Below are 11,689 nucleotides of genomic sequence, written 5' to 3'. Positions count from 1 at the left end.
TAAGCGCGGCAATTCTAACAGCGCAGGCAAACGTTTGCGAGTCCCATCTCATGCTGCCTTTGCATCGCCTCAGATTTTCGCCAATCCTTAGATGACGCAGGCTATTGACCGATGACAAGTGGCGCAGCAGCGAAAAGGCGGTATAATCCGGCGATTTTTTTTTAGCTCAACTCAATTCCGGGAGAACAATCATGAAGATCGTGGAAGTCAAACACCCGCTGGTCAAACATAAACTGGGCCTGATGCGTGAGCATGATATCAGCACCAAGCGTTTCCGCGAGCTGGCCTCGGAAGTGGGCAGCTTGCTGACCTATGAAGCCACCGCCGATCTGGAAACCGAGCGCGTCACGATTGAAGGCTGGAACGGTCCGGTTGAAATCGATCAGATCAAAGGTAAAAAAATCACGGTGGTTCCGATTCTGCGTGCGGGTCTTGGCATGATGGAAGGCGTGCTTGAGCACGTTCCCAGCGCGCGCATCAGCGTGGTTGGCGTGTATCGTGATGAAGAGACGCTGGAGCCGGTTCCTTATTTCCAGAAGCTGGTTTCGAACATCGAAGAGCGCCTGGCGCTGGTGGTCGACCCGATGCTGGCAACCGGCGGTTCGATGATCGCCACCATCGATCTGCTGAAAAAAGCCGGTTGTACCAGCATTAAAGTGCTGGTGCTGGTGGCCGCACCTGAAGGTATTGCCGCGCTGGAGAAAGCGCATCCGGATGTGGAGCTCTACACCGCATCTATCGATCAGGGATTGAACGAGAAGGGCTACATCATTCCTGGCTTGGGAGATGCAGGGGACAAGATTTTCGGAACCAAATAAAAGAAACCAGCCGGCCAGAGAGTCGGCTTTTTTTTGGCAGAAACACAACATTGTCATCCTCGAGTTATTCGAGCCAGGGCAAGGCGGCAAACGAGTTCATCCCGATGAGCTTACTTAAGTAAGTGATTCGGGTGAACGAGACCAGCCAACGCAGCCATGGCTCGAAGAACGAAGAGGATAGGGGATAATAATGACTCGTCGTGCTATTGGTGTGGGCGAACGTCCGCCACTGTTGCAAACCATTCCACTCAGCTTACAGCATCTGTTCGCCATGTTCGGCGCAACCGTGCTGGTGCCGATTCTGTTCCATATCAACCCGGCCACGGTGTTGCTGTTTAACGGCGTCGGAACGCTGCTCTATCTGTTTATTTGTAAAGGCAAAATCCCCGCTTATCTCGGATCGAGCTTTGCCTTTATTTCGCCGGTGCTGCTGCTGTTGCCGCTGGGTTATGAAGTGGCGCTGGGCGGTTTTATTCTCTGCGGTTTGCTGTTTTGTATTGTGGCGCTGATCGTCAAGAAAGCCGGTACCGGCTGGCTGGACGTGATGTTCCCACCGGCAGCGATGGGCGCGATTGTCGCGGTTATCGGTCTGGAACTGGCGGGCGTGGCGGCGAATATGGCCGGCCTGCTGCCTGCTGACGGCACATCGCCAGACAGCAAAACCGTAATCATCTCGATGGTGACGCTGGCGGTCACCGTGTTTGGTTCGGTGCTGTTCCGTGGTTTCCTCGCCATCATCCCGATTTTAGTCGGCGTGTTGGTCGGCTATGCGCTCTCTTACGCGATGGGCATTGTCGACTGGACCGCGGTGGAAAATGCGCCGTGGTTTGCGCTGCCAACCTTCTACACGCCGCGTTTTGAATGGGTGGCGATGCTGACCATTCTGCCAGCCGCACTGGTGGTGATTGCCGAGCACGTGGGTCACTTGGTGGTCACCGCGAATATCGTGAAGAAAGATCTGATCCGCGATCCGGGTCTGCACCGCTCGATGTTCGCTAACGGTTTATCCACCATGATCTCCGGTTTCTTCGGCTCCACGCCGAACACCACTTACGGCGAGAACATCGGTGTAATGGCGATTACCCGTGTGTACAGCACCTGGGTAATTGGCGGCGCGGCGATCTTTGCCATTCTGCTTTCGTGCGTCGGCAAGCTGGCGGCGGCGATTCAGGCGGTTCCTGTGCCGGTGATGGGCGGCGTATCGCTGCTGCTGTACGGCGTAATTGGCGCGTCCGGTATTCGTGTGCTGATCGAGTCTAAAGTGGATTACAACAAAGCGCAGAACCTGATCCTGACCTCGGTGATCCTGATCATCGGCGTGAGCGGTGCCAAAGTGCATATCGGCGCGGCCGAGCTGAAAGGTATGGCGCTGGCGACTATTGTTGGCGTGGGTCTGGCGCTGATCTTCCGTTTAATCAGCGTGTTGCGCCCGGAAGAGGTGGTGCTGGACGCTGAAGAGAAGCGCGAAAGTTAAGGCTGCAAGCCGGGCAGGGAAGCCCGGTTCATCTCCGGCAAAGATCGTGATAAACTTGCGCGGTTTTCTGCCCGCTCATCCGTTGAGGTACTTCTGAACACGCCGGCACAGCTCTCATTGCCACTCTATTTACCCGATGATGAAACCTTCGCCAGTTTCTGGCCGGGGGAAAACACGTCTCTGCTGGCGGCGCTGCAAGGCGCACTCTCTCAGCAACACGGTAGCTATCTCTATTTCTGGTCGCGCGAAGGCGGTGGCCGTAGTCATCTGCTGCATGCCGCCTGTGCGGAACTCTCAGCGCGCGGCGAAGCGGTGGGCTATGTGCCGCTGGATAAGCGCACCTGGTTTGTGCCGGAAGTACTGGAAGGCATGGAGAATCTGGCGCTGGTGTGCATCGATAATATCGAGTGCATCGCGGGCGATCCGGAGTGGGAAATGGCGATCTTTGATCTCTACAATCGTATTCTGGAAATCGGTAAAACGCGTTTGCTGATTACCGGCGATCGACCGCCGCGCCAGCTCAATCTCGGCTTACCGGATCTGGCTTCACGTCTCGACTGGGGACAGATTTACCGTTTGCAGCCGCTTTCTGATGACGACAAATTACAGGCGATGCAGCTGCGTGCCGGATTGCGTGGTTTTGAGTTGCCGGAAGATGTCGGGCGCTTCCTGTTGAAACGCCTCGACCGTGAGATGCGCACGCTGTTTGATACGCTGGATCGTCTCGATCGCGCCTCCATCAGCGCCCAGCGCAAACTCACCATTCCTTTTGTTAAAGAAGCGCTGGAGCTTTAGATAATCTCCAGCACCGCTTCGGGTGGACGACCCATACGCGCCTGTTCGCCCTTGATCACAATCGGGCGTTCAATCAGTTTCGGATGATCCACCATCGCCTGCAGCAGCTGAGCCTCGCTTAACGCGCTATCCGCTAAAGCCAACTCTTGATACAAGTCCTCTTTACGCCGCATCAGTTCGCGCGCGCTGTGCATGCCGAGCTGTTTCAACAGACGTTTTAGCGTGGGGACATCGGGCGGCGTCTCAAGATAAAGCACCACATCGGGCTTGATACCTCGCTCCTGCAACAGCGCCAGCGTTTCGCGGCTCTTGCTGCAGCGCGGGTTGTGATAAATGCTGACCATCTTCTTATCCTTTTTGATAAACCTTAAAACGCTTCTGCAGTTCACGGAACTGGTCGATACGTGCGTCATAGCGCGCTTGTTTCAGGCTGCCGAGCGGCACCTGCGCGCTGGCGCTGCTCAAGGTGGAGATCGCCTGATCGAGCTGGCCGTTGAGTGCCAAACCTTCCGCGCGCGCCGAAAGTTCTTCATCGCGCAAACCCTGCGCCGCAGAGGCCTGCGCCAGCAGATCAAAGGCGTTAACATCGTCCGGATGGGCAAAGGTGTAGCGATTGAGGATGCGGCTGGCGTTGGCGGGCTGCTTCGCTTCAACATAGGCATTAGCCAGATTCAACTGCAACACCGGATTGCTGTTGCTGCCTTTGGCGCTGCTGAGCATGGCGATCGCCTGCTGCGGCTGATTCAGGCCGATGTCGATGTCGGTCATGATATCAAGGAACCAGACGTTATCCGGCTGCTTCGCCAGCAGCGGGGCGATCACCCGTTTGGCGCTATCAAAGCTTTTGGCCTGCAGGAACTGTATCGCTTTGCCGTACTGTGCCGCCTGCTGCTCGCGCACGTTGCCTTTGGCGTATTCGTTCAGCAGGTCATCGGTCAGCTGATTGCGGCCAGTGGCGTACATGCCGAGCGAGCGCACTTTCGCCATGTAGAAATCCTGCGACGACTGCACCACCACCGGACGCATCTGGTTGGCGCGGTTACGCGCATCGGCAAGTCGGCTGTCGGGTAACGGGTGCGTCAGCAAAATTTCCGGCGGCTTGGAGGAGAAGCGGCTCTGATCCGCCAGCTTCTGCAGAAAAGTCGGCATCGCTTGCGGATCGAATCCAGCGCGTTGCAGAACCTGAATACCGATGCGGTCAGCTTCCTGCTCGTTGCCCTGGGTAAAGCTGATAATGCCTTGCTGCGCACCCGCCAGCGTACCGGTCAACGCCGCCATGCCGGCTTGCGGGCTGGCCATTGCCAGCAGAATCGATCCCAATGCGCCGACCCAGGTCAGCGGCGCATTGCGTCGCTGCTCTTCCATGGCGCGCGCCAGATGGCGCTGCGTGACGTGCGAGATTTCGTGCGCCATCACCGACGCCAGCTGGCTTTCGTTATCGGTATAGCGGAACAGCGATGAATGCAGCACCACGTTGCCGCCAAAGAAGGCGAAGGCGTTGAGTTCGTCGTTCTGGATCAAAAAGAAGTGGAACGGCGTCCGCACCGAGTTGGCATGCGCCACCAGTCGCTGACCAAGCTCGTTAATGTATTGATTCAACAGCGGGTCGTTAATCAGAGGCGCACTGGCGCGCAGCTGGCGCACGTAGAAATCGCCCATCTGCAGTTCCTGATTAATCGAAAGCGTTGAACCTGCTGTGGTGCCCATGTCGGGCAGCGTATCACTAACGTCAGCGCGCGCACTCAGCGCAGGCGTCAGCAGCAGCGTAGGAATAAGGGCCGCCAGCACTGATTTTTTCAACCGGTTAAACATGCCTTGATCCTGTAAAAGTCACCCAAAATTGGACAGGTAAGTGGTTCAAATGTTCTGCACTATTTTTCCCTTTGCGGAACGCGCTCTATCTTAACCAGACTGCGGCGACAAGCAAACGATGAAGATTCATGAGCTTTAAATGAAAAAAGGGTTACAGCATGACGAAATTGCAGCAAAAAATTGAATAGCACGCCGCGATTTAAACAGGCTTCTTTATCTGCAGAAGTTAAAGTTACGTAAAGTTGCTCAAAATTATTGAATTTGGCATGAACTTTTCCAGGTTTACTCTGAAAAGCGGCGGCAAATCAGCGGTGTTGGCCCGCTTTATCCATCAGTGTTTTTAATCGTGAAGACGACGCGCAGAGCATGCTACACAGTTATCATCGGACGGATTTTAAACGCACGTAAACTTATTCCCTCTGTATTAGGATCACAATTTCACGGCCACGCATTTCTCAACTCCTGCCAAAGCGACAATCGAAACCCTTTTTCAATTAACCTTGCTAATTATTTTTCACGCAATGAAAACGTCGGACAGCCCGTCACTACAGGACTTTTGCCTTGCTCACGCTGTGGTATAGATAAGGCACTTTATTCAAACGGACTGTGAATTGACGCGCAGTGTAAGCCGGAGAGTTTTTATGCGTTCTGTAGTTTCATACGCCCTTATCGCAATTGTCGGTGGCTTTGTTGGCGCCACCGTGAGTAAAGGTGATGACCTGTATCAGCGTGTTGTCAGCCATTTTTCCTCTGCACCCACCGATCCCGACGGCTTCTGGAGCACGCCCGCCGTCGACGGCTACGGCAAAATCCATTACGAACCGGATGCGGCTTTCAAACCGGTGGTGGGTTTAAGCAACAAAGTGGTGTTTCAAATTACCCGCAGTGAAGGGGAGATGACGCGCCCAAATCTTGGACTGGAACGCGTAGCGCGCGTGGTCAATCTCTATATCGCTTCGGGCGTGCCCGCTGACGACCTGCACTTTGTGGTATCGGTCACCGGTGATGCCACGCCAGCGATGCTGGATAACGCACATTTCCAGCAGTTCTACCAGGCGGACAACCCCAATCTGGCGCTGATCGGCGCACTGAATAAGTTGGGCGTGAAGGTTTCCGTATGCGATCAGTCGGTGGCGTTCCATCACTTCCCGAGAGAGTGGATTGCCCCATCGGTGATTCATGCACTCTCCAGCCCGACCACCGTGTCGACGCTGGAAAATCAGGGTTATGCACTCTTACAGATGTAAATTTCAGGCACAGGAGAAGTGAAATGCGTCCAGCATCCTATATCGTTATTGCGGCTCTGGCAGGGTTTGTCGGCGGCAATGTATTACAGCTCCCCGATTTGGTCGACAAGGTCAGCGACAAATTTGCTGACAAGAAAAGTGAACCGGCGGATTTCTGGAGCACGCCGGCGATCGAAGGATACGGCAAAATCCACTTTGTGAATGTGCCGGACTACAATCCGGCCACCACGCCAGGGTTGAGCAATAAAATCGTCTTCCAGATCAACCGTAATGAAGGCGATGTGCGTCAGCCTAACCTTGGGCTGGAGCGCGTGGCACGCGTCACCAACCTCTATTACGCGGCGGGCGTACCGCTCGATCAGCTGAAATTTGTGGTGTCGATTAACAGCGATGCGGTTCCTGCGGCGTTGAATAATGAGCAGTTCCGCAAAACCTATGGCACCGATAACCCCAATCTCAAGCTGATTGATGAGCTGAAAAAAGCTGGCGTGAAGGTGACCATTTGCGATCAGTCGGTGGCTTTCCATCAGCTGGAGCGCAACTGGATCGACACGCGCGTCACTCACACGCTGTCGAGCGGCACCACCGTGGCGTCGCTACAGAACGAAGGTTACGCCTTCCTGATGCTCTGATTTCTGCCTGACAGCAGTTCGCGCTGCTGTCATCCCGCTGTCATTTATCCGCGATGTTGCTGTCACAGTTCGCCGCTACTTTAAGCGCCAATGAGATCGATCTCATTGGCACTTTACGAGGCGAACATGTCCGATTTAATCAGCGTGGCCAAACTGGCTGGCGTTTCTCGCGCTACCGCCGCCCGCGCATTCTCTGATCCGCATCTGCTGCGAGCTGACACGCTGGAAAAGGTGTTGAGCGCCTCTGAGCAGCTCGGCTTTCGCCCCAATCACATTGCTCGCCAACTGCGTACCCAAAGTTCAACCACCTTCGGCGTGCTGCTGCCGTCGCTGCTGAATCCGATTTTCGCCCGTCAACTGCAAGCGATGGAGCGTCAGGCGCGTGCCGCCGGTTACGGTCTGCTGGTGGCAACCAGCGATTATCAGCCCGAGCGGGAAGCGGCGATGGTGGAGCACATGCTGAACCAGCGCGTTGCCGGTTTGGTTCTTACCGTCGCCGACGCCGACAACAGCGCCATCCTGCATACGCTGCATCAAGCCAGCATGCCGTTTGTCCTTACGCATAACGTGCCGCAAGCCACGCACTGGCCCGCGATTTGCGTCGATAACCGCCAGGCGATGCAGCAAGCCACCGAACACCTGCTGCAGCTCGGCCATCGCCACATCGGTATGGTGGCCGGTCCCATGCTGCAATCGGATCGCGCCCGTCTGCGCTATCAGGGCTATTGCGATGCCATGCAGCAGGCCGGATTGCGTGCGCTGCCGGTACTCGAAATGCCCAGCCATACCCAATCTGATTTCGCGCTGCTGCAGCCGCAGCTGAGTGGCGACACGCCGCTCAGCGCGGTGATCTGCACCAACGATCTGCTCGCCATCAGCCTGATTGGTGCGGCGGCGCGCGCCGGAGTGCGCATTCCGCAGCAGCTGTCGGTGATGGGTTTTGATGGCATCGATATCGGCGAGCACATCGCGCCGTCGCTGGCGAGCGTAAGCCAGCCAGCTGACATGCTCGGCGCCGGTGCGATCGACATGCTGTTACAACAAGCCAGCCGCGGCACGCGCGTGCTGCCACATCGATTAAGGCTCGGCGCCAGTATCGCCGCGCCAGCAACCTCTTTTTCTTCCATTGCCAATATCAGGGAACCATCATGAAAAAAGTCACAATGATTGCCGGGGCGCTCGCACTGACCGCCGGTTCGCTGTTCAGTTCGCTGGCGCAGGCCGCCGATACGGCGATTTGCTACAACTGTCCTCCCGAATGGGCGGACTGGGGAACCCAGCTTAACGCCATTGCTAAAGACACTGGCATTCAGGTGCCGCAGGACAACAAAAACTCCGGCCAGGCGCTGGCGCAGCTAGTGGCGGAGCAGGGTAATCCGGTGGCAGATGTGGTGTATTACGGCGTCAGTTTTGGTATCCAGGCGGATAGCGCCGGTGTCATCAGCGCCTATAAGCCCGCGCATTGGGACGAGCTCCCAGCGGGAATGAAAGATCCCGACGGCAAATGGGTGGCGCTGCACTCCGGCACCATGGGCTTTATGGTTAACCTTGATGCGCTGGGCGGCGCGCCGGTGCCGCAATCCTGGGACGATCTGCTGAAGCCTGAATACAAAGGCATGATCGGCTACCTCGATCCGGCTAGCGCCTTTGTCGGTTACGTGGCGGCCGTGGCGGTCAACCAGGCGAAGGGCGGCAACATGCAGGACTTCACACCCGCGCTGACATGGTTCAAAAAACTCCAGGCTAACCAGCCGATCGTACCGAAGCAGACCGCCTACGCGCGCCTGATCTCCGGTGAGATTCCGATCCTGCTCGACTACGACTTCAACGCCTACCGCGCCAAATATAAAGATCACGCCAATGTCGCCTTTGTGATCCCGAAAGAGGGCACGGTTACGGTGCCGTATGTCATCAGCCTGGTGAAGAACGCGCCGCACGCAGACAACGGCAAGAAAGTGATCGACTACGTGTTGTCGGATAAAGGTCAGGCGATTTGGGCGAATGCCTTCCTGCGTCCGGTACGCACCTCGGCGATGTCCGCTGACGCTAAGAAATTCTTCCTGCCAGACAGCGATTATGCGCGTGCGCAAACCGTGAACTATCAGCAGATGGCCGATGCGCAGAAGGCCTTCTCGGCGACATACCTGAGCGAGATGCGTTAATGTCGATGGCTGACACGCTGGCGGCCTCGCGCCGCCAGATACCTACGCAACCGGGCAGCCGCTGGTTGTGGCTGACGCTGCCCGCGCTGCTGTTCTTCTGCGCTTTCTGGCTGCTGCCGTTTGCCCGCCTGCTGCAAATCGGCATGCAGGACGATCGCAGCACCCAGCACAGCGGTTACTGGACGGTGATCACGCAACCGCACTATCTGCTGAGCCTGCTGAACACCGTGCTGCTGTCGCTGGCGGTGACGCTGGTGACGTTACTCATCGCCGCTATCGTCGGCTGCTTTCTGGCGCGCCAGCGCTTTGCCGGGCGCGGCACCTTGCTGGCGTTGCTGACCTTTCCGCTGGCGTTTCCCGGCGTGGTGGTGGGTTTTCTAGTGGTGATGCTGGCTGGACGTCAGGGATTGCTGGCGCAAATCAGCATGAGTTTGCTGCATGAACGCTGGACGCTGGCCTATTCGCTGGCGGGTCTGTTTATCGGTTACCTCTATTTCTCGCTGCCGCGCGCCATCGTCACGCTGGTAGCAGCCAGTGAAAAACTCGATCGCTCGCTGGAAGAAGCGGCGCGTTCGCTCGGTGCCAGCCAGTGGCGCATCACCTGGGACGTGATTATGCCCGGCCTGCAACCGGCGCTGCTCTCTACCGGCGCGCTGTGCTTCGCTACCAGCATGGGCGCTTTTGGCACCGCCTTTACGCTCGGCACCGATTTGGCGGTGCTACCACTGACCATTTACGGCGAGTTCACCAATTACGCCAACTTCGCCACCGCCGCCGCGCTGTCAGTGTTGATGGGTGGATTCGCCTGGCTGGCACTGATGCTGGCGCGCCGTCTGGCGCAGGCTAAGGAGGCGCAATCATGAAACGTCGTGGACTGTTTAGCCTGCAACTGCTGATCACCGCCATCACCGCGCTGTTTATGATCGTGCCGGTGGTGCTGTCAATGCTGGCGGGCGTCACCAATAACTATTTCATCGGCCTGCGCAGCGGCTTCACGCTGAAGTGGGTGGAGCAAGTGTGGCAGATGTACGCCGATACTTTCTGGCTGTCGCTGCTGATCGCGCTGTTCTGCCTGCTGGTTACCTTGGTGATTGGCGTTCCCGCTGCGTGGGGATTGCTGAAAGCGCCGGGCCGCTGGGCGGCGCGTATTGAAGAGTGCTTGATGCTGCCGGTGGCGCTGCCCGGTCTGGCAACCGCGCTTGGCATCATTCTGCTCTACGGCCAGTTTTCCGGCCTGCGTGATAGCTGGCTGTTCATCCTGATTGGTCACGTGCTGTTTACCTTGCCGTTTATGATGCGGCCGGTGCTGGCGGTGATGCAGGCGGTGGATATGCCGCGCCTGGAAGAAGCATCGGCCAGCCTCGGCGCCAGCTTGTGGCAGCGCTTCTTTACCGTGGTGGTGCCGAACTGCCGCAACGGCATTCTTGCTGGCGCGTTTATGGTGATCACGCTGTCGGTGGGGGAATTCAACATTACATGGATGCTGCACACGCCGCTGACCAAAACCTTGCCGGTTGGCCTTGCCGACAGCTATGCCTCAATGCGGCTGGAAGTGGGTTCCGCCTACACGCTGATTTTCATTCTGATGATTCTGCCGCTGCTGCTGATGCTCAATGCCGTGAATCACTGGCTTAACCGCGCGGTTTCGCGCCAACACAAGGAGGCAGCATGAACCCTGCGGCCGTTACCGTGACGCTGCGCGGCTGCGCACGTCATTTTAATCATCATCAGGCGCTGCAACCGCTCGATCTCACAGTGCATGCCGGCGAAACGCTGGTGCTGCTGGGGCCGTCCGGCTGCGGCAAAACCACCACGCTGCGCATTATCAGCGGGCTGGAGAGCTGCGATGTCGGCGGCGAAGTGTGGTTTGACGATCGCAACGTTACCGCTTTACCGATTGAAAAACGCAACGTCGGCATGGTGTTCCAGAACTACGCGCTGTTCCCGAATCTCAATGTGGCCGGGAACGTAGCGTACGGCCTGAAAGTGCAGGGCGTGGCGCGTGCCGAACGGGAAGCGCGCGTACAGGAGATGCTGGCGCTGGTGGATCTCACCGCGCTGGCGCAGCGTAGCATCGACAAACTCTCCGGCGGCCAGAAGCAGCGTGTGGCGCTGGCGCGCGCGTTAGCCGCGCAGCCCAAAGTGCTGCTGTTTGATGAGCCGCTGGCGGCGCTGGATGCGCGCCTGCGCGATCGTCTGCGTCTGGAGATCGGCGCGCTACTGAAGAAGCTGGCGATCACCGCCGTTTACGTAACGCACGATCAGCAGGAAGCGATGGCGCTCGGTGACCGTATTGCGGTGATGGAGCAGGGACGTTTGGTGCAGATCGATACGCCGCAGAAAATTTATCAGCATCCGGCGTCAAAATTTGTCGCCGATTTTGTGGGCGCGATTAACTGCGTGGATGTGGATACGCGCGGCCATCCGCAGCGCTTTTGCCGCCCGGAAGATGTGCTGCTGGCCAGCGATGAGCGTTATCCGCGCCAGGGTTTTATTGTTGCCAGCACCTTTCTGGGCGCGTCGCAGCGGTTGATGATCGACATCGGACTGGCGACGCCCATTCAGGTGGATCGCCACGCGCGTGAAGCCTGGCATGCCGGACAAGCGGTGAGCTGGACGCTGGCGCAGGACGCCGCGCTGCAGTTTTCTTGATGTCATTGACTCAGCGCTGGAATTGATTGCCGCACAATTCGTAGCGGCGCGATTCATCGCGCAATAAATTGCGCCGCTACGAACCGTAAGCATTGTG

At 57.4% G+C, this 11,689-nt stretch carries 12 protein-coding genes; 10 read left to right on the top strand and 2 right to left on the bottom strand.

Going from position 1 to position 11,689, the window contains the following annotated elements; all coding sequences use genetic code 11:
- The first annotated feature begins 191 nt into the window (after window positions 1-191).
- The 3 genes from upp to hda all read left to right on the top strand — a co-directional run bounded on the left by upp (window position 192) and on the right by hda (window position 3,087).
- Complete coding sequence (upp, locus tag AAF463_RS14235; RefSeq protein ID WP_008108331.1) at window positions 192-818, top strand: uracil phosphoribosyltransferase; 627 nt, start codon at window positions 192-194, stop codon at window positions 816-818.
- A 190-nt stretch (window positions 819-1,008) separates the two neighbouring features.
- The gene (uraA, locus tag AAF463_RS14230) at window positions 1,009-2,292 is read left to right on the top strand and encodes a uracil permease (protein ID WP_350260977.1); all 1,284 of its coding nucleotides are present in this window, start codon (window positions 1,009-1,011) and stop codon (window positions 2,290-2,292) included.
- 93 nt (window positions 2,293-2,385) lie between these two features.
- Complete coding sequence (gene hda / locus AAF463_RS14225; RefSeq protein WP_036649513.1) at window positions 2,386-3,087, top strand: DnaA inactivator Hda; 702 nt, start codon at window positions 2,386-2,388, stop codon at window positions 3,085-3,087.
- Here hda and arsC read toward each other — a convergent pair.
- Complete coding sequence (gene arsC, locus AAF463_RS14220) at window positions 3,084-3,431, bottom strand: arsenate reductase (glutaredoxin) (RefSeq protein ID WP_271461306.1); 348 nt, start codon at window positions 3,429-3,431, stop codon at window positions 3,084-3,086. The genes hda and arsC overlap by 4 nt on opposite strands.
- 4 nt (window positions 3,432-3,435) lie before the next feature.
- Window positions 3,436-4,899 carry a M48 family metallopeptidase gene (locus AAF463_RS14215; RefSeq protein WP_110866485.1) on the bottom strand — a complete coding sequence of 488 codons (1,464 nt, stop codon included), beginning with the start codon at window positions 4,897-4,899 and terminating at the stop codon, window positions 3,436-3,438.
- Window positions 4,900-5,540: 641 nt separating this feature from the next.
- On the opposite strand from AAF463_RS14215, the gene AAF463_RS14210 reads away from it, so the two are divergent.
- From AAF463_RS14210 to AAF463_RS14180, 7 genes are all read left to right on the top strand, one after another.
- Window positions 5,541-6,146 (top strand): DsrE family protein, encoded by a 606-nt coding sequence (locus tag AAF463_RS14210; RefSeq protein ID WP_350260976.1) that lies wholly within the window; start codon window positions 5,541-5,543, stop codon window positions 6,144-6,146.
- Between the two features lie 23 nt (window positions 6,147-6,169).
- Window positions 6,170-6,778, top strand: coding sequence for a DsrE family protein (locus AAF463_RS14205; RefSeq protein ID WP_101763515.1), 609 nt, complete (start codon window positions 6,170-6,172; stop codon window positions 6,776-6,778).
- A gap of 126 nt (window positions 6,779-6,904) precedes the next feature.
- Window positions 6,905-7,930, top strand: coding sequence for a substrate-binding domain-containing protein (locus AAF463_RS14200; RefSeq protein ID WP_101763516.1), 1,026 nt, complete (start codon window positions 6,905-6,907; stop codon window positions 7,928-7,930).
- Window positions 7,927-8,940: an ABC transporter substrate-binding protein gene (locus tag AAF463_RS14195; RefSeq protein ID WP_350260975.1), complete on the top strand. Its 1,014-nt coding sequence runs from the start codon at window positions 7,927-7,929 to the stop codon at window positions 8,938-8,940. The genes AAF463_RS14200 and AAF463_RS14195 overlap by 4 nt, the downstream gene beginning before the upstream one ends.
- A complete protein-coding gene (locus AAF463_RS14190) occupies window positions 8,940-9,803 on the top strand; it encodes an ABC transporter permease (RefSeq protein ID WP_350260974.1) in 864 nt (287 codons plus the stop codon). The genes AAF463_RS14195 and AAF463_RS14190 overlap by 1 nt, the downstream gene beginning before the upstream one ends.
- Entirely contained in the window at window positions 9,800-10,612 is an 813-nt protein-coding gene (locus tag AAF463_RS14185; RefSeq protein ID WP_101763519.1) for an ABC transporter permease, read from the top strand. Before AAF463_RS14190 ends, AAF463_RS14185 begins: the two co-directional genes overlap by 4 nt.
- The gene (locus tag AAF463_RS14180; protein WP_192233045.1) at window positions 10,609-11,592 is read left to right on the top strand and encodes an ABC transporter ATP-binding protein; all 984 of its coding nucleotides are present in this window, start codon (window positions 10,609-10,611) and stop codon (window positions 11,590-11,592) included. The genes AAF463_RS14185 and AAF463_RS14180 overlap by 4 nt, the downstream gene beginning before the upstream one ends.
- Window positions 11,593-11,689 lie beyond the last annotated feature (97 nt).

Source organism: Pantoea sp. BJ2, assembly GCF_040255075.1.
GTDB classification, from domain to species: Bacteria; Pseudomonadota; Gammaproteobacteria; order Enterobacterales; family Enterobacteriaceae; genus Pantoea; species Pantoea leporis.
Note: the sequence above shows the minus strand (reverse complement) of the source record. Positions and strands in the feature narration are given on the sequence as shown.

What these genes read in the sequence shown, in the direction of transcription:
- AAF463_RS14200 (WP_101763516.1), top strand. Translation starts at nt 6,905, where the DNA reads ATGTCCGATTTAATCAGCGTGGCCAAACTGGCTGGCGTTTCTCGCGCT.
- arsC (WP_271461306.1), bottom strand. Translation starts at nt 3,431, where the DNA reads ATGGTCAGCATTTATCACAACCCGCGCTGCAGCAAGAGCCGCGAAACG.
- upp (WP_008108331.1), top strand. Translation starts at nt 192, where the DNA reads ATGAAGATCGTGGAAGTCAAACACCCGCTGGTCAAACATAAACTGGGC.
- AAF463_RS14205 (WP_101763515.1), top strand. Translation starts at nt 6,170, where the DNA reads ATGCGTCCAGCATCCTATATCGTTATTGCGGCTCTGGCAGGGTTTGTC.
- AAF463_RS14190 (WP_350260974.1), top strand. Translation starts at nt 8,940, where the DNA reads ATGTCGATGGCTGACACGCTGGCGGCCTCGCGCCGCCAGATACCTACG.
- AAF463_RS14185 (WP_101763519.1), top strand. Translation starts at nt 9,800, where the DNA reads ATGAAACGTCGTGGACTGTTTAGCCTGCAACTGCTGATCACCGCCATC.
- AAF463_RS14215 (WP_110866485.1), bottom strand. Translation starts at nt 4,899, where the DNA reads ATGTTTAACCGGTTGAAAAAATCAGTGCTGGCGGCCCTTATTCCTACG.
- AAF463_RS14210 (WP_350260976.1), top strand. Translation starts at nt 5,541, where the DNA reads ATGCGTTCTGTAGTTTCATACGCCCTTATCGCAATTGTCGGTGGCTTT.
- uraA (WP_350260977.1), top strand. Translation starts at nt 1,009, where the DNA reads ATGACTCGTCGTGCTATTGGTGTGGGCGAACGTCCGCCACTGTTGCAA.
- AAF463_RS14180 (WP_192233045.1), top strand. Translation starts at nt 10,609, where the DNA reads ATGAACCCTGCGGCCGTTACCGTGACGCTGCGCGGCTGCGCACGTCAT.
- AAF463_RS14195 (WP_350260975.1), top strand. Translation starts at nt 7,927, where the DNA reads ATGAAAAAAGTCACAATGATTGCCGGGGCGCTCGCACTGACCGCCGGT.